The organism is Candidatus Pelagibacter sp. uisw_138 (assembly GCF_059512485.2).
The window spans coordinates 23,234-42,107 of record NZ_CM183453.2 but is presented as its reverse complement, the minus strand read 5'-3'; the positions used below and the strand labels follow the sequence as shown (position 1 = coordinate 42,107).

At 30.8% G+C, this 18,874-nt stretch carries 12 protein-coding genes and 1 tRNA gene; 3 read left to right on the top strand and 10 right to left on the bottom strand.

The genetic code is table 11. The features are described 5' to 3' along the window. Nucleotides 1-13 precede the first annotated feature (13 nt). Genes infC through AC5YGC_RS00170 form a run of 3 tightly spaced genes read right to left on the bottom strand, consistent with a single transcriptional unit; the run spans nucleotide 14 to nucleotide 3,631 of the window. Nucleotides 14-559 carry a translation initiation factor IF-3 gene (gene infC / locus AC5YGC_RS00180; protein ID WP_415271905.1) on the bottom strand — a complete coding sequence of 182 codons (546 nt, stop codon included), beginning with the start codon at nucleotides 557-559 and terminating at the stop codon, nucleotides 14-16. Continuing rightward, nucleotides 560-2,476, bottom strand: a complete 1,917-nt coding sequence (thrS, locus tag AC5YGC_RS00175) for a threonine--tRNA ligase (RefSeq protein WP_496139653.1) — start codon at nucleotides 2,474-2,476, stop codon at nucleotides 560-562. After that, complete coding sequence (locus AC5YGC_RS00170; RefSeq protein ID WP_496139652.1) at nucleotides 2,477-3,631, bottom strand: glycosyltransferase; 1,155 nt, start codon at nucleotides 3,629-3,631, stop codon at nucleotides 2,477-2,479. A 42-nt stretch (nucleotides 3,632-3,673) separates the two neighbouring features. On the opposite strand from AC5YGC_RS00170, the gene AC5YGC_RS00165 reads away from it, so the two are divergent. Then, nucleotides 3,674-4,429, top strand: a complete 756-nt coding sequence (locus tag AC5YGC_RS00165; protein ID WP_496139651.1) for an alpha/beta fold hydrolase — start codon at nucleotides 3,674-3,676, stop codon at nucleotides 4,427-4,429. Here AC5YGC_RS00165 and AC5YGC_RS00160 read toward each other — a convergent pair. Genes AC5YGC_RS00160 through AC5YGC_RS00150 form a run of 3 tightly spaced genes read right to left on the bottom strand, consistent with a single transcriptional unit; the run spans nucleotide 4,400 to nucleotide 11,203 of the window. After that, complete coding sequence (locus AC5YGC_RS00160; protein ID WP_496139650.1) at nucleotides 4,400-5,257, bottom strand: NAD-dependent epimerase/dehydratase family protein; 858 nt, start codon at nucleotides 5,255-5,257, stop codon at nucleotides 4,400-4,402. The two genes, AC5YGC_RS00165 and AC5YGC_RS00160, sit on opposite strands and share 30 nt — an antisense overlap. Nucleotide 5,258: 1 nt before the next feature. Beyond that, nucleotides 5,259-9,764, bottom strand: coding sequence for a glutamate synthase large subunit (gene gltB, locus AC5YGC_RS00155; RefSeq protein ID WP_496139649.1), 4,506 nt, complete (start codon nucleotides 9,762-9,764; stop codon nucleotides 5,259-5,261). Continuing rightward, complete coding sequence (locus tag AC5YGC_RS00150; RefSeq protein ID WP_496139648.1) at nucleotides 9,764-11,203, bottom strand: glutamate synthase small subunit GltD family protein; 1,440 nt, start codon at nucleotides 11,201-11,203, stop codon at nucleotides 9,764-9,766. Before AC5YGC_RS00150 ends, gltB begins: the two co-directional genes overlap by 1 nt. Nucleotides 11,204-11,386: 183 nt before the next feature. On the opposite strand from AC5YGC_RS00150, the gene AC5YGC_RS00145 reads away from it, so the two are divergent. Continuing rightward, on the top strand, nucleotides 11,387-12,157 hold the full coding sequence (locus AC5YGC_RS00145; RefSeq protein ID WP_496139647.1) for an undecaprenyl-diphosphate phosphatase: 771 nt from the start codon (nucleotides 11,387-11,389) through the stop codon (nucleotides 12,155-12,157). Here AC5YGC_RS00145 and AC5YGC_RS00140 read toward each other — a convergent pair. The 4 genes from AC5YGC_RS00140 to AC5YGC_RS00125 form a co-directional block, all read right to left on the bottom strand. Next, a complete protein-coding gene (locus tag AC5YGC_RS00140; RefSeq protein ID WP_496139646.1) occupies nucleotides 12,154-13,041 on the bottom strand; it encodes an EamA family transporter in 888 nt (295 codons plus the stop codon). The two genes, AC5YGC_RS00145 and AC5YGC_RS00140, sit on opposite strands and share 4 nt — an antisense overlap. Before the next feature lie 6 nt (nucleotides 13,042-13,047). Further along, nucleotides 13,048-14,319, bottom strand: a complete 1,272-nt coding sequence (locus AC5YGC_RS00135; protein WP_496140322.1) for a 2-oxo acid dehydrogenase subunit E2 — start codon at nucleotides 14,317-14,319, stop codon at nucleotides 13,048-13,050. A 1-nt stretch (nucleotide 14,320) separates the two neighbouring features. Next, nucleotides 14,321-17,359 carry a pyruvate dehydrogenase (acetyl-transferring), homodimeric type gene (aceE, locus tag AC5YGC_RS00130; RefSeq protein ID WP_496139645.1) on the bottom strand — a complete coding sequence of 1,013 codons (3,039 nt, stop codon included), beginning with the start codon at nucleotides 17,357-17,359 and terminating at the stop codon, nucleotides 14,321-14,323. Nucleotides 17,360-17,489: 130 nt separating this feature from the next. Further along, nucleotides 17,490-18,677, bottom strand: a complete 1,188-nt coding sequence (locus AC5YGC_RS00125) for an acetyl-CoA C-acyltransferase (RefSeq protein ID WP_496139644.1) — start codon at nucleotides 18,675-18,677, stop codon at nucleotides 17,490-17,492. Nucleotides 18,678-18,752: 75 nt separating this feature from the next. Between AC5YGC_RS00125 and AC5YGC_RS00120 the strand changes: the two genes are divergently transcribed. Then, nucleotides 18,753-18,829: transfer RNA gene (locus tag AC5YGC_RS00120), tRNA-Arg, on the top strand. The last annotated feature ends 45 nt before the right edge of the window (nucleotides 18,830-18,874 follow it).

Sequence of the window (18,874 nt, the reverse complement as noted above, 5' to 3'; positions counted from 1 at the left end):
CCTCTATTAAGCCTTATAAAGGCTGAATAACCATGATCATTTGCTTCCCATCAAACTTTGGGTGCAATTCGACTTTGCCAATATCTTGCATATCAGCTTTTATTTTATCCATTAATTCTCTACCTAAGTGTGAGTGTTGTAGCTCTCTACCCTTAAATCGTATTGTAAATTTTACCTTGTCACCTTTTCCAATAAATTTTTTAGCATTTTTAACCTTAAAATCATAATCATGAGTTTCTGTAACTGGTCTCATTTTAATTTCTTTTAATAAAACAATTTTTTGTTTCTTTTTAGCAACATTTGCTTTTTTTTGAGCGTCATATTTAAATTTACCCATATCAATAATTTTACATACAGGTGGTTTTGCGTTTGGAGCTATTTCAATTAAATCCAATCCTTGCTCTTTAGCCATTGATATGGCCTCATTAGTATTTAATATTCCTATGTTATCGCCATCACTTCCAATTACCTGAACTTCTGGTGCAGTAATCCTATTATTGGACTTAGGTCCTCTGTCTTTTGTTCTTCTTTGAAAGTAATTTCCTTTAAAATCTGCCACTTAGTTTGAGGGTGCTTTATTTAAAGCTGAGAATTTTTTTAAAAATAAGTTTAATTCCATATTTTCTTGTTTGTTAGTATCTAATCTTCTAATCGTTACTGAGTTACTGTCAACTTCTTTTTTACCACAAATTAACAAAAGTGGTATTTTAGATAAAGAATGTTCTCTAATTTTATAATTCAGGTTATGGTTTTTTAAATCTACTTCAGAGCTTATGCCTTCATTATTAATCTTTTCATTTACTTCTTTTGCATAAGAATCAAACTCTTCTGAAATCGGAATTACAACAGCCTGTAAAGGAGCTATCCAAAATGGAAATTTACCTGCATAGTTTTCTATAAGAATTCCAATAAATCTTTCTAATGATCCAAATAACGCCCTGTGAAGCATTACTGGAATTTTTTTAGTTCCATCTTTATCAACAAAAGAAGCATCTAGTCTTCCTGGTAAATTAAGATCTACCTGTAAAGTTCCACATTGCCAATCTCTACCAATGGCATCTCTTAAAACAAATTCAATTTTTGGACCATAGAATGCTCCCTCTCCTTTGTTAATTGTGTATTCAAGCTTTGAAGCTTTAACTGCATCTAATAAAGCTTTTTCGGCTTTGTCCCAAACATTATCATCACCAACTCTTAAATCTGGTCTATCTGAATATTTTAATATTACATCTTCAAATCCAAGATCTTTATAGATATCTAAAATCAAATTTGTAACAATCAAACACTCTGATGTAATTTGATCTTCTGTGCAAAAAATATGAGCATCATCTTGGGTAAAGGCTCTAACTCTTAATAGTCCATGTAAAGCACCTGAGGGCTCATACCTGTGTACTTTTCCAAATTCTGAAATTCTTAAAGGAAGATCTCGATAACTTTTTAAGCCTTGATTAAAAACCTGTACGTGTCCTGGACAATTCATTGGTTTTATTGCAAATATTTTTTCATCTGGTGTTTGAGAGGTATACATGTGCTCTCCATATTTTTCCCAGTGGCCAGATTTTTCCCATAGATATCTATCTAAAATTTCAGGAGTATTTACTTCTTTATAGCCAGCTTTTTCTTGTCTAGCTCTCATGTATGCAACTAATTTTTGAAATAACTTCCAACCTTTTTCATGCCAAAATACTGATCCTGGACTTTCTTCCCTAAAGTGAAATAAATCCATTTCTTTTCCAAGTTTTCTATGGTCTCTTTTTTCCGCTTCTTCTATTCTTTTTAAATATTCATCTAAGTCTTTTTGTGATGCCCAACTTGTTCCATAAATTCTTTGTAGCATTTCATTATTTGAGTCACCTCTCCAATAAGCTCCTGATACCTTTGTTAATTTAAAGTATTTACCAATTTTTCCTGTTGAAGACAGATGAGGGCCTTTGCATAAATCATGCCAGTCTCCATGAAAATATATAGACACATCTTCACCTTGTGGAATACCTTCAATAATTTCAGCCTTGTATATTTCTCCTTTATCCTTGAAATGAGATATGGCCTTATCTCTTTTCCAAACTACTCTTGTAGTTGGGACGTCTCTATCAACAATTTCTTTCATTTTATTTTCAATTTTATTTAAATCATCCTCTGTAAAAGGTTCTTTCCTTGAAAAATCATAATAAAATCCATTTTCTATAATTGGACCAATTGTAACTTGTGTTCCTGGAAAGAGTTCTTGAACAGCCATTGCAGTTATATGGGCCGTGTCATGACGAATAGTTTCTAAACCTTCTTTATCTTTTGAAGTAAAAATTTTAATTGAGCAGTCTTCATCTATAACAAAACTTAAATCTTTAAGCTCTTCATTAACACTAATAATAGTTGCCTGCTTTGATAAAGATTTACTAATCTTTTCAGCAACCTCAAGTCCTGTTACTTTATTTGGAAATTCAATAGTGTTTCCATCTGGCAATGTTATTAATGGCATTTAATTCAATAATTTTTTGTATTCTGAATATGTAGAAAAACACATTTTTTCAACATTAAATTTTTTAATTATATTTTTTCTACCTTCTATACCAATAGATTTCAATCTAGATTCATCTAATTGTAAGGCTTCTACTATTTTTTTACTCAAAGCTTTTGCATTACCAGACTGAAATAAAAAACCCGTCACATTATCAGTAATAGTTTCGTTAGACCCCCCAATATCGCTTGCTATTATTGGTTTTTCCATTGATTGAGCTTCAACTGCTACCCTTCCAAAAGCTTCAGGTTCTACTGAGGCCGAAACAACAATGTCTGATATTTTGTAGGCTAATGGCATATTTTTACAATGTTCTATAAATTTTAATTGACTAGTTAGCCTATATTGCTCAGCCAATCTTTTAATTTTTTTTGTATAAATGTCTCTTCCTTGATCGCTACCCAAAATAACAGCATTAAAAGAATCATATCCTAATTCTTTATTAACAAGATTTAATGCTTCAATAAATGTCTCCTGTCCTTTCCAGGCAGTTAAACGACCTGGCATTAGGATTATTTTTTTATTTTTATCAACTTCCCAATCTGAAATGAGGCTGTTTTCTTCACTGTCTAAAGTTGTTGATGAATCAAAATAATCGACATTAATACCCCTAAAAATTACTAAGAATTTTTTTTTTAAATCTAAATATTTCGGATAATTTTGATTAATATGTGAAAAAATAAAATTTGATCCTGCTATTATTAAATCTGATCTAACCATTACTGAATTATAAAATTTTTTAATTGAGTTTTTAAAATTATAAGTACCATGAAAGGTTGTAACAAACTTTCTTCTTGTAATTTTTGTTGCAAACAAACAAGACCAAGCTGGAGCACGACTTCTTACATGAACAATAGATATATTATTTAGTAAAATAATAAAAATCAAAGCTATTGAATTAAAGAGCATTAAAAATGGATTTTTACTATGGACGGGAAGTTTTATTAATTTTACTTTTTTTCTATCAATAAATTTTAATAATTCTCCTCCGCTAGTTACTATATAAGAACTACAATTATTTTCTGGTAAATAGTGTGCAAGATCGTAACAGCCTGTTTCTGCACCCCCATATCCAAGTTTAGGAATTACTTGCAATACTTTTAATTCTGAAGACATTTGATAGAACTATATATTAAGAATTAATTCTAATAAACTCATATGAATAAATTTAAATACATTAGGGTCCTTAATAACAAGGAAATAAGATACTTAAGTAAAGAATATAAAGATAATCTCTATATTGTTTTTTTACATGGTTTTATGTCAAGTATTGAAGGTGAAAAACCTCAGACTATATTAAAATTTGCTAAAAAAAATAAACTTGGCTTTCTTGCTCTCGAATATTCTGGTCATGGAAAATCCTCAGGAAAATTTACAAAAGGAAATATCACTCAATGGTCAAAAGAAGTTGAAACTGTAATTAAAAAAATAGTTAAAAAAAATAAATTTATCTTAGTTGGCTCGAGTATGGGTGCATGGCTCTCCTTAAATCAATTTAAATATTTTAAAGATCAAATTAAAGGTTTTTTAGGAATTGGTTCGGCTCCAGAGTTTTTACAAAACCTAATGTGGAAAAAGTTCTCAAAAAAAATGAAGAACGAAACTATAAAGAAAGGAATTTATAATTTAAAACATGGTAATTATGAGTATCCAATCACTTATCAGTTAATAAAAGATGGTAGAAAAAATAAAATCTTAAATAAAAAAATTAAATCCAGCATCAATGTAACTATGATTCACGGAAGTAAAGATGAAGTTGTTCCAACAAGTTATTCGAGAAAAGTTCTTAAACTATTTACTAAAGCTAATAAAAAATTAGTAATAATAAAAAATGGTGATCACAGCTTATCAAGCAAACAGGGCTTAAAGAGAATACTCTTAGAACTAGATAAAATTACTTCTAATATGGTTTAATCCTTCTATATAGCTTGGAAATTTTAAATTATAGTTAAAATAACTTTTCATCTTTTTATTACTAACTTTTTTAGACTCATTATAAAAATTTTTCAACATCTCACTTTTAATTTGATCAACTTCAATATTTAACATTTTTGCTCCAAATAAAGTAACATCTTCAGATGTGGATGGTTTATCATCAGATAGATTATATATTTCTCCTGACTTAAATTTTGATAAAGATTTGAATAATATATTTGAAATATCATCCACATGAATTCTAGAAAAATAATGATTTTTTTTATTGATCAATTTCACACTTCCTGATTTTAGACGTATTAAAATATTTTTTTCATTAGAATAAATTCCAGATAACCTAAATATTTGAACTGGTATTTTGTTATTTTTTTCTAAAGAAACCCATGCATTTTCAGCTTTTAATCTTGCGATACCATTAATTGAGATTGGGTTTGTTTTGCTATTTTCATTTACCCATTCACCATTATGATCACCATAAATACTAGTGGCCGATAGGTAGGTTATCCATTTTACTTTGGAGTTCTCTATAAATTTAGAAAAATTTTTTACAACTATATCTTCTTGATTTTCTGGTGGTATAGAAACTAAGATATGATCTGCTTCTTTTAATTTTACAACTAACTTTTGATCAAATTCATCACCATTAAATAGATAACTATTATAACTAATACCATTGAATATTTTTTTTGAAGATTCACTTCTAGAAGTTGCTGATAAGTTAATATTATATTGTTCAATATTAAGCTTCTTTATAAAATTTTTTGCTACTTGACCAAAACCAAAACAAAAAATATTTATATTCTTCATTTTAACTAACTTCTTTTATAATAGATTTTAAACTTATTGGGTTTTTTAGCTTATCAATCATTTCTTTTGGACAAACTTGTATAAAATTAGAAATTTCATTATCAAAATTTTCTATTATCTTTTTAGAAAAATCTGAATTTGTCTCCTTGTAATGCTCTTGTACTAAATTTTTTAAATAAGCTATCCAATGATCCGTTTCTGGCGTTTGCCATACTACAGTCTCTGGGTTCACTTTTTTGTCGAATTTCTTATTTATATCGTAAATAAACGCCATTCCACCTGTCATTCCAGCTCCAAAATTGTCTCCTACATCACCCAAAACTACAACTGTACCACCCGTCATATATTCACAAGCATTAGAATCACAGCCTTCAATAACTGAAATTGATCCTGAATTTCTTACGGCATACCTTTCTCCAGCTTGACCTGCTGCAAAAAGTTTTCCAGATGTTGCTCCATACAAAACCGTATTTCCTATTATGGTATTCTCATGTGAAACTAAATTACTTTCATCTGGAAGTTTAACTACTACTGTTGCTCCTGACAAACCTTTACCAACATAATCATTAGCGTCACCTTTTAAAATAAGTTTTAAACCTTTAATTCCAAATGCTCCAAATGATTGCCCTGCTGATCCTTTAAATTTTAAAGATAAAAAGCTATCTTCTAGTTTTTCAGATCCATATTTTTCATAAAGATGATTAGAAATTCTTGTACCAACAGTCCTATGAGTATTCTTAATAATATATTCTTTTTCAATAACTTTTATTTTTCCAATTTGTTCTTTAATTTCAGGTAAAATTTCTTGATCTAAAGTATCTGGAACAGAATTTATTTCTGGAACTGTACAGTACCTCGTATTCTCACCAGCATCTGTTTGAACAAATAAAGGATTTAGATCTAAATCGTCTAAGTTTGGTGATGCTTTGCTTACCTGTCTTAATAAGTCAGTCCTACCAATTATTTCATTCAATGATTTAAATCCTATCTGCGCTAAAATTTCTCTTACTTCCTCAGCTATGAATTTAAATAAGTTAACTACCTTTTCTGGTGTACCAGAAAATTTATCTCTTAGTTTTTCATCTTGAGTACAAACTCCAACTGGACATGTGTTTGAGTGGCACTGTCTAACCATTATACATCCCATGGCTACTAAAGCTGTAGTTGCTACTCCATATTCTTCCGCCCCCATCATGGCTGCAATAACAACATCTCTTCCTGTTTTAATTCCACCATCTGTTCTTAGAGTAACTTTATGTCTTAAATTATTTAAAGTTAAAACTTGATTAGCCTCAGTTAAACCCATCTCCCAAGGTATCCCAACATATTTAACACTTGTTTGTGGTGTTGCTCCTGTTCCTCCATTATGTCCAGAAATTAAAATTATATCTGCTTTAGCTTTAGCCACACCAGCTGCAATTGTTCCTATACCTGATGATGCTACTAATTTTACTCCAACTCTTGCTTTTGGATTTGCTTGTTTAAGATCATAAATTAATTGAGCTAAATCCTCGATAGAATAAATATCATGGTGAGGTGGTGGTGATATTAAGGTTACACCTGGTGTTGAGTGCCTTAATTTAGCAATTTCTTCTGTGACTTTAAACCCTGGTAACTGACCTCCCTCACCAGGCTTTGCCCCTTGTGCAATTTTAATCTCTATTTCGTTACAGTTATTTAGATATTTAAGTGTTACTCCAAATCTTGCTGAAGCTATTTGTTTAACTCTAGAGTTAGCACTGTCACCATTTTCCATCTTAATAAATCTTTTTTCATCTTCACCACCTTCACCACTACAAGAGGCTCCTTTAATTCTATTCATTCCTATGGCTAAAGTTTCGTGTGCTTCTTTCGATAATGCACCATGAGACATACTTCCACTTCCAAATCTTGTTAAAATATTTTCAATTGGTTCTACTTCTGAAATATCTAAGGACGGGTTTAAATTTTTATCTCTAAATCCAATCAAATCTCTAAGGTGTATAGGTGGAAGATTATAAATACCTTTTGCATATTTTTTATAAGCTTCAAAAGAATTTGATGAAACTGCACTTTGTAAAAGATGAATAAGCTTACCTTGATATTGATGAGTTTCACCATTCTTTCTATATCTATAAATTCCCCCAATTGGCAAAACTGTATCCGTACCTTCAAATGCTTCTTTGTGAATAGTTCTTAATTTTTTTTCTATTCCATTTAAACCTATACCTGAAATTTTTGATAAAATTCCTGGAAAATACTCTGATGCTACAGTTCTACTCAAACCAACTGTTTCAAAATTACATCCACCTCTATAAGAACTTATGACTGAAATTCCCATTTTTGACATTATTTTCAGAAGCCCATAATTTACCGATTTTATATATCTCTCTATACATTCATCGTACTCAAACTTTCCAAATAATTTTTTTTCAAACCTTTGATATAAACTATCCAGTGCTAAATAAGGATTAACTGTTGTAGCCCCAACGCCTATAAGTGTTGCAAATGAATGTGTATCTAATGCTTCTCCAGTTTGAGCATTAATTGATGCATAACCTCTTAATTTTTTTTTAATAAGATAAGTATTTATTGCACCAACACTCAATAGCATTGGAATGGGTAATCTTTTTTCAGAAATATTTTTATCACTTAAAACTAATTGAGTAAGGCCTTGTCGAACTGCAATTTCAGACTCTTTTCTAATTCTCTCAATAGAGGTTTCAAGATTTTCACTTTTATCAAAAGTACAATCAATAGTTATTGATTTTTGGCCAAAAAAATTAATAAATTTTTCTAATTGAGAATTTGACAATATGGGGCTGTCTAAAACATATATATTTTCCTCTGTTAAATTAGTAAAATCTAAAATATTTCCAAGATTACCAAAACGAGTTTTTAAACTCATAACTTTATTTTCTCTTAAAGAATCAATTGGTGGGTTTGTAACTTGACTAAAATTTTGTCTAAAAAAATGGTAGAGCGGTCTATAACGGTCAGACAATACTGCAAGTGGAGTGTCATCACCCATGGAACCAATGGCCTCTTTTGCGTCTTCTGCCATGGGGTGAAGAATAAGCTCTAAATCCTCTAAACTATAACCAAATGTATGTTGTCTTTTTTTTAGTTCATCACCTGAAAAAGTAGATTTTTCATTTTTTATTGGAAATTTTTTTTCTAAATCAATTATCTGATTGTTAAAATGTTTAAACTCTTTTGCCAAATAATCTTTTATTTCAACATTAGAAAATACTTTACCTTTAGCTATTCTAACTCCAAGAATTTCTCCAGGTCCTAATCTGCCTTTTTTAAGAATTTGCTTCTCATCAATTTCAACCATTCCTGTTTCTGATCCTGCACACAATATTTTGTCTTTTGAAATAGTATATCTCATTGGGCGTAACCCATTTCTATCAGCAGCTACAATGGCCCATTCATTATCGGTAGCTGCAATAGCAGCTGGTCCATCCCATGGCTCCATTGTACTGTTTAAAAAATTAAATAGTTGTTGGTGATCTTTTGATAATGTTTGACTTTTTTTAGACCATGCGTCTGGAATTAACATTAATTTTGCAAGAGGCGCTGATTGGCCAGAAATATTTAAAAGTTCAAAAACACTATCCAGTGCAGCAGAGTCTGATGATCCTGGTTGTATAACTGGTTTTAAATTTTCCATATTATCAAATAATGGACTATTCATTTCTTGCTCATGAACTTTCATCCAGTTTGTATTTCCTTTAAATGTATTTATTTCTCCATTATGAGCTAGTGCTCTAAAAGGTTGTGCCAGATCCCAGCTTGGTGCTGTGTTTGTTGAAAACCTTTGATGAAATATTGCAAATCGAGATATAAACCTCTCATCATTTAAATCTAAATAAAAATCTGCAATAGACTCTGCTAGAAACATTCCCTTATAAATAACTGACTTAGAACTTAGTGAACAAATATAAAAACCTTCTATCGCATCTTTAATAGCTTCTTTTTCAATTTTTCTTCTAGATTCATAAATTTTTCTTTCTAATTCTTTTTCTGTTAAATTTTTATTATTATGTTTGAATAATACTTGGGTAATTTCTGGTCTTGTAAGATTTGCTTTTTCACCTAAAACTTTTGGATTTACTGGAACCTGTCTCCATCCATAAATACTAAAATTACTTTTTGTTAATTCACTTTCAACTAAAGTTCTTGCATTTTCTTGTGCTTGATAATTATTTCTGGGTAAAAAAATCATACCCACACAAATTTCTGAACCATCATGGTCATGACCTGTGATTTCTATTTTTTCAGCAAAGAAATCTGAAGGAATTTCTAAGTGGATTCCAGCTCCATCACCTGTTTTTCCATCAGCATCAACAGCTCCTCTATGCCAAACCGCTTTTAGAGCATTAATTCCATATTCTACTACTTTCCTTGATTTTTTACCTTCTGTAGAAGCAATTAACCCTACTCCACAAGCATCATGCTCCATTTCTTTTGAATAAACATGACCATCTTCAAGAATTTTAAGATTTTTTTTATAATTTTTCATCAAGCAACCTTCTCTTTACTGAGTTCTTTAATCTCTAAAAAATTTTTTATTGATACTGCTACGTCTCTTCCATCTTTTATAGCCCAGACAACTAAAGATGCTCCTCTAATAATATCTCCTGCTGCAAAGACGCCTGATAAATTTGTCTCCATTGTATCAAAATTAGTTTTTAATGTTCCCCATTTAGTAACTTGCAAATCCTCAGAACCAAATAGTTTTGGTAAATTTTCTGGATCAAAGCCAAGAGCCTTGATTACTACATCCGCTTTAATATTAAAGTGAGAATTGTTCTTAATTTCAGGTTTACGTCTACCACTATCGTCAGGTTCGCCAAGTTTGATTTTATCCACCATCAAACCTTCAACTTTATTTGTTCCTATAAATTCTTTGGGACTAGATAGCCATACAAACTCTACTCCTTCTTCCTCTGCATTAGCTACCTCTCTAGCTGATCCAGGCATATTTTCTTTGTCTCTTCTGTAAAGGCATTTAACTGATTTTGCTTTTTGTCTAATTGAAGTCCTAACACAATCCATTGCAGTGTCACCTCCTCCAATCACAACAATATTTTTTCCTTCAGCATTTAAAGTTCCATTATCAAATAACTCTACTTTATCTCCTAATCCTTTTTTATTAGAAGCTGTTAAAAATTCCATAGCTGGAAAAATATTTCCTAAATCTTTTCCTGGTAGATCTATTTCTCGAGCTTTATAAACTCCAGTTGCAATTAAAAGAACATCATGTCTTTTTCTTAACTGCTCTAATGTAGCATCTTTTCCAACTTCAAAATTTTGAACAAACTTAATTCCACCCTCTTCAAGTAATTTGGTTCTTCTTTCTACAACAAATTTTTCTAGCTTAAAATTTGGGATCCCATAAATCATTAAACCACCAGCTCTATCATATCGATCGTATACTGTGATTTGGTACCCTAACTTACGTAACTGCTCCGCAGCAGCCAGACCAGCTGGACCAGCTCCTATAATTCCAATACTTTGACTCTTTTCATTTTTAACTTTTATTGGGTTTACCCAGCCTTGTTCCCAAGCATTATCGGTAATATACTTCTCAACTGAACCTATAGTTACTGTTCCATGTCCCGATTGTTCGATTACACAATTTCCTTCACACAATCTATCTTGTGGACATATTCTTCCACACACCTCTGGCATGTTGTTAGTGCTTTGAGATAATTCGTATGCCTCTTTTAATCGTCCCTCTGCAGTTAATTTTAACCAATCTGGGATATTATTACTTAATGGACAATGTACTTGACAAAAAGGAACTCCACATTGTGAGCATCTGCTAGATTGTTCGCTTGCCTTTTCGTTAATAAATTCTTTATAAATTTCGTTAAAATCTTCTTTTCTGTTGCCAACTTCTCTTTTAGGTGGAGTTTGTTGACTTATTTTAACAAATTTAAGCATTTTTTCTGACATATATACCCCTTAATAATCCAGCATATATCAAGGTTTTGTGTAATAAAAGACAAACAAGGTCAATATATATGACCTTAAATTTACAATAAATGCCGTTAATTCTTTGTATTTTAATTTTTGCATATCTAATATGTTCAAATGGAATTGTTTAAATCATCGAATATTTAAGCTACGAAGCTTTAAATGTTCTCAAATATTATTGAAATTATAATTCTATCAATAGTTCAGGGCATATCAGAATTTTTGCCGATCAGTTCATCTGCTCATTTAAACATTGTTGAAATAATCTTTAAGTTTAATTCTAACTCACTAATGATTGACGTTAGTCTCCATCTTGGCTCTTTACTAGCAATAATCTTTTATTTTAGAAGAGAGCTACTAGACCTTAGAAATAATCAAAAATTATTATCTTTATTAATTATTGGCTCTATACCAATTGTAATAGCTGGGTACATAATCAGCTCCACGGGTCTAGTTAGTCTATTAGAAAATAATTTAAAGATAATTGCTTGGACGACATTAATTTTTGGAATTATTTTATATCTCGCAGACAAAAGTAAATTTGATAAAAAAATATCCTCCAACCTAAATTTTAAAACAATACTATATATCGGTTTGTTTCAAATACTTGCTTTAATACCAGGTGTGAGTAGGGCAGGAATTACAATAACAGCTGCAAGGCTTTTTAGATTTAATAGATTTGATTCAAGCAAAATTTCTTTTTTACTAGCTATACCTGCAATAGCTGGAGCAAGTGTACTACAATTAAAAAATGCTATTGGCCAAAACTTTGAATTTAACTACCTTATACTAATATCAATTACTCTTTCTTTTTTATTTTCTTATTTTACAGTTAAGTTTTTTCTAGACTACATAAACAAATTTTCTTTAAATATTTTTGTAATTTATAGAATTATTATTTCAATAATTTTATTTATAATAATATATAATTAATTTTTTTTTAATATTGGTGCTAATTGTGAAAATAAAACACCAAATAAAATAAATAAACACCCAAATAGATTATTTATATCTAAAATTTGATCTAATAAAATCCAAGCAGCAATTGTTGCAAAAACACCCTCTAAAGAAAAAATTATTGCTGATGGAGCAGGGGATATATTTTTTTGTGCATATATTTGCAAAACAAATGCAAGGCCTCCAGATAAAACTCCAGCATATAAGATTTGAAATTTTTCTTTAAGAATATTAGACCAAATAAAGTCTTCAAAAATTAACCCTATAATTAATGATAAAGAGGCAACAATTAAAGTTTGAATTGCACCAATTGTTAATGGAAGATTGTAGTTTTCTATAATTTTACCAGTAAAGATAATGTGTGTGCTCCAGAAAAATGCACCCATTATTATAAGCGCATCACCAGTTCTAACCGTTGCACTGTAAAAATTAGTTAGCAAATAGCCTCCCATAACACAAAGGAGAACAGAAGGCCAAATACTCCAGTGAATTGGCTTTTTATAAATAAAAAAAATTATAAACGGGACCATTGGTACATAAAAAATAGTAAAGAACGCTGCATTAGCAACATCTGTATAGAGTAAAGCCACTTGTTGAAGTGCTGATCCTAAGAATAAAGATAGGCCTATTAAAAGAGCTAAGTTGGTAAATTCTTTTTGATTTCTTTGGACTGATTTTGAGATATTTTTTCTTTCAAAAATAAAAGCTAAAGGGGCTACTACTAAAAAGCCTACAAAAAACCTAACCGCATTAAAAGTGAAAGGACCAATGTCGTCCATTCCAGTATCTTGAGCAATAAAAGTTGTTCCCCATATGAATGTACAAAGTAATGCACAAAATAATGATGAGGTTTTTGACATTAAAATTTATACAGCTAATTTATAAGCAAAATTTTTGCCTAAATTTTCTTTTAGATCATTATTAAATCTAGCTGCTTCAGCTCCATCAATTATTCTATGATCATATGATAATGAAAGCGGTAACATTGTTCTTATTTTAAATTTTCCATTGAAAAAAATTTGTTTTTTTTGTGCTTTACCCACTCCTAGTATAGCAACTTCAGGATAATTTATTATTGGTGTAAAAAATGAACCTCCAATTCCTCCAAGACTTGTAATGGTCATAGATCCTCCAAAGAATTCTTTCTTATCTATTTTTAAATTTCTACATTGGTCGCTTACTGTTTTCAATTCATTACCAATATATGAAATACTTTTGTTGTCAGCATTTCTAATTTTTGGCACCATTAAACCATGTGGTGTGTCGACTGCAATTCCAACATGAAAATAATTTTTCATTGTTATTTTTCCATTTTCAATATCATCTATTGATGAGTTGAAACTAGGAAACTTTTTTAAAGATGCAACTAAAGCTTTAACAATAAAAGCTAAGGGAGTAATTTTTTTTTTTTCACCTGTATACATATCAGTAAGTGAAGTTCTAAAATCTTCCATTTCAGTTATATCTGCTTCATCATGATTTGTTACATGAGGTATTGTAGTCCAAGAATTAACTAAATACGTAGAGGCTAATTTTTTAACCCTAGGCATATCTTTAACTTCAATTTCTCCAAAATCAGAATGGGAAAATTCACTAACAATTTTTTTAGGTTGAGCTTCAGTCTTATCTGAAGTTTTATTAATTTTAGAGGATATAAAATTTTTTACATCATCTTCTACAATTCTTCCTTGTCTTTCACTGCCAACTATCTCATTAATATTAACCCCAAGCTCTCGAGCAAATTTACGTACTTTTGGGCTTGCAGATGAAGCTTCTGAATTATCTTTTTTTATTAAATTTTGTGTTTGTATAACTTTTTCAATTTTTTCTTCTTGATTTTGATTTGTAACTGATTTTGCTTCTTTAATAGTTTTTTGCTCTATACTCTTTTCTTCTTCTCCAGATTGCTCTACAGTTAATATTAAATCACCTTCTGAAACCCTATCTCCTAGTTTAATTTTAACAGACTTAACCTTTCCGTCAAAAGAAGCTGGTATTTCAACACTAGATTTGTCACTCTCAATTGTAATAAGTGGATCATTTTTAGATACTGACTGACCATTTGAAACTAATACTTCGATTACCTCAACGTCTTTAAATTCGCCAATATTTGGTACTTTAATCTCTTTATCTGACATCTTATAGTTTTGTTGGCATTGGTTTGCTGCCATCAATATTATACTTCTTTATGGCTTCTTTAGCATATTTTGAGGCTATTAGTTGCTCTTTTGCTAGTACGCTAAGACCATAAGCAACAATATGTTCTTTATCAACTTCAAAAAAATTTCTAAGGTTTTTTCTAGTGTCGCTTCTTCCATAACCATCTGTACCTAAAGAATAAAAACTTTTATTAGTATAGGGTCTGATTTGATCAGAATTCATTCTCATGTAATCTGAAGCTGCCAAAATTGGTCCTTCGGTTTTTCCTAAGCACTGTTCTACAAATGAAACTTTTTGTTCTTTATCAGGGTTTAAAAGATTATATCTCTCAACTTCCATACCATCTTTTCTCAACTCATTAAAACTAGTGACACTCCAGATTTCACTATCTATCTGATATTCATTTTGAAGGATTTCTGCTGCAGCCATCATTTCTCTCAATATTGTACCAGAGCCTAAAAGTTGAATTTTAGTTTTTTTATATTTATTGAACTCTTTAATTTTATACATTCCTTTAAGAATTCCTTCTTCACAATTCTTATCTTTTGGTATGCTTGGATGTGAATAATTTTCATTCATGGTTGTGATATAGTAAAAAACATTCTCATTTTTTTCATGCATTCTTCTCAAACCTTCTCTAAAAATAACAGCTAGCTCATAATGAAAAGTTGGGTCGTATGTCACACAATTTGGTATTGTTGAGGCTATCAAGTGACTGTGTCCATCCTGGTGTTGTAGTCCTTCACCAGCTAAAGTAGTTCTTCCAGCTGTTGCTCCAATTAAAAATCCTCTAGCCTGACTATCTCCACCTGCCCATGCAAGGTCACCTATTCTTTGAAAACCAAACATAGAATAAAAAATATAAATTGGTATCATTTCAATATCATGATTAGTGTAGGAAGTTGCAGCAGCAATCCATGACGACATTGCTCCAGCTTCATTAATTCCTTCTTCTAGAACCTGTCCAGTTTTCTCTTCTCTGTAAGAACTTAACTGAGCAGAATCTTCTGGTTCATACTTTTGACCTTCGTGTGCATATATTCCTATTTTTTGAAAAAATCCTTCCATACCAAAAGTTCTTGCTTCATCAGGAATAATTGGAACTAATCTGGGTGAAATATTTTTGTCTCTTAATAAATTTGTAAACATTCTAACTAATGCCATGGTTGTAGACATTTCTTTTTCACCCGTTGATACTTTCATAAAATCGAAAATATCTTTTGCTGGTGCTTTAATAGGTTTTGAATATGTTGTTCTTTCAGGTAAGAAACCACCAAGTCTCATTCTCTTTTCTTTAATATATTTAATCTCTAATGATTTTTCATCAGGCTTGAAATACTCAACATTTTTTACTTGTTCATCTGTTAATGGGACATCAAAACGATCTCTATAATATAGCAAATCATCTACATCTAATTTTTTAGTTTGATGAGTAGTATTAACACTTTCACCTGTTTTTCCCATACCATAACCCTTAATGGTTTTAGCGATTATAACCGTTGGGCTACCTTGGTTTTTTGATGCCCGATCGTATGCTGCATAAACTTTATGAGGATCATGACCACCTCTATTTAATCTCCAAATATCTTTATCTGATAAACTAGAAACTAACTCTTGAGTCTCTGGGTATTTCCCAAAAAATTTTTCTCTAACATAAGCTCCATCTCTAGCTTTCATTGCTTGGTATTCACCATCAACAGTTTCATTCATAGTTTTAACTAAGTGACCTGTTTTATCATTAGCAATCAATGAGTCCCAGTAAGAACCCCAAATTACTTTAATTACATTCCAACCAGCTCCTCTAAAACTTCCTTCTAGCTCTTGAATAATTTTTCCATTACCTCTGACAGGTCCATCTAATCTTTGAAGATTGCAGTTTACAACAAATATTAAGTTATCCAGTTTTTCCCTAGCTGCTAATCCTATTGCACCTAAAGATTCGGGTTCATCCATTTCTCCATCACCAAGAAATGCCCAAACTTTTCTACCTTCATCTTTAATTAATCCTCTGTTAATTAAATATTTCATGTATCTCGCCTGATAAATTGCAAGCATAGGCCCTAGTCCCATTGATACAGTTGGAAACTGCCAAAACTTTGGCATCAACCAAGGATGTGGATATGAAGAAAGTCCACCTGGTTTTACTTCTTGTCTAAAACTATCTAATTGTTTTTCATTTAATCTACCTTCTAGAAATGCTCTAGCATAAACACCTGGTGCACTATGACCTTGAAAATAAACTAAATCACCACCAAATTTATTATTCTTAGCTCTCCAAAAATGATTCATTCCTACATCATAAAGTGTTGCTGCTGATGCAAAAGTACCTATATGGCCACCTAATTCAGGAAATTTTTTATTTGCTCTAACAACCATGGCTGCTGCATTCCATCTAATTAAAGATCTAATTCTTCTTTCAATATTCTGATCTCCATTAGACTTAACTTCTGCCTCTGGTGGGATTGTATTAATGTAAGGAGTGTGCTGTGTATAAGGAATATTTGCACCTTCTCGATATGCTTTGTTAATTAATTCTTTTATCAAAAAATGAGCTCTTTGATTTCCATCTTTTTCAACAACTGCAGATAAAGACTCTAACCAATCTTGAGTTTCTAATGGATCAATATCATTGTCATTTGTAACCTGAATTATTGTTTGTTTTTTTTCCACAACTGGGCTTTGTTCAGTGGCCTCTTCTTTTTTTTCATTTTTTAAAACTGATTCTGCTTGTTTAATGATACTTTCTGTATCTTTAGGAATTGGCTTTTCTGAAGGGCTTTCTTTTGAAGACTCAACACTTAACAATAAATCCCCTTTAGAAACTTTATCACCCACTTTAATATTTACAGATTCTACCATACCAGTGACTGTTGATGGAATTTCAACGCTAGATTTATCACTCTCAATAGTAACAATAGGATCATTTAAGTTTATTTTATCTCCAACTTTTACTAAAAGTTCAATAACCTCAACTTTTTCAAATTCACCAATATCTGGGACAAGTAATTTTTTACTCATTATTTAAATTGATTTATACACCTAAAAAAAACTATATCTCATGTTATTTTAGCACAATAATAAGTTTTTTTATGCAAACCTGTATTTTTATTGAACAAAAAACTTTAAAAATTAACAAATAAATAAGAAATTAATTTCTTTCAATGCACATGGCTATACCCATTCCACCACCAATGCAGAGAGTAGCGCAACCTTTGTTTTTATTTTGTTTTATCATTTCATGAATAAGGGTTACTAAAATTCTGGTTCCAGAAGCTCCAATTGGATGTCCTAATGCAATTGCTCCACCATTAACATTCACAATCTTTTTAGGAATTTTAAGATCTCTAATCACAGCAATACTTTGAGCTGCAAATGCTTCATTGACTTCAAATAAATCAATATCTTCAATTTTCCATCCTGCTTTTTCTAAAGCTATATTGACAGCTTTAATTGGACCTAGTCCCATCAATGAAGGCTCAACACCACAAGTTGCCCAGGAGACCACTTTTGCAAAAGGTTCTATACCTCTAAGTTCCGCCTCTTCTCTAGACATTAAAATAGTTGCTGCCGCACCATCATTTATTCCTGATGAATTACCCGCCGTAACTGTTCCATTTTCTTTAAAAACAGTTTTTAATTTTTTTAAATCCTCTAAGTTTAAATTACTTCTTGGATGTTCATCTTTTTTAAAAATAAAATTTTTATCATTTGTATTAATATTTAATTTAATTAACTCGTTTTTGAATTTATCATTACTTATGGCATCTTGTGTTTTTTTTTGAGAATTGAAGGCAAACATATCTTGTTCATCTCTGGAAATTTGATACTTTTCTGCTACATTTTCTGCCGTAACACCCATGTGATAATTATTAAATGAGTCTATCAGTCCATCATTGACCATTGTATCAACTAATTTATTTTCATTTAATTTTTTATCTTCTCGATAAAATATTGTATGTGGTGCTCTAGACATATTTTCTTGTCCGCCAGCGACTATAATTTTATTTTCACCTAGTTTAATAGATTGATAGCCTGAAATTATAGATCTTAATCCAGATCCACATACTTGATTAATTATATGTGCAGGTTTTGAAACTGGAATTCCAGCATGAATAGAAGCTTGTCTTGCTGGGTTTTGCCCTAATCCAGAAGTGAGAACGTGTCCCATAATCACCTCATCAATATCGTCTGATTTTAATTTTGATTTATAAACAGCTTCTTTAATAACTAGTGCACCTAATTTATCAGCACTAAGACCTTTTAAAGACCCTTTATATGTGCCTATAGGTGTTCTTAATGCAGCTGTAATAACCACATCATTTGATTTTTTGCTCATTGATAGTGCAGCATAATATTTTATAACTTAAATTACATCAAAAACTTTGATATGTTGGAAAAATTATTTAATTAAGGACCGCTGGCCAAATTGGATAAGGCGCTCGGCTACGAACCGGGAGATTCCAGATTCGAGTTCTGGGCGGTCCACCAAAAAGGATAAATAAAAATGTTAGATTGGCTACTAAAATCATCACT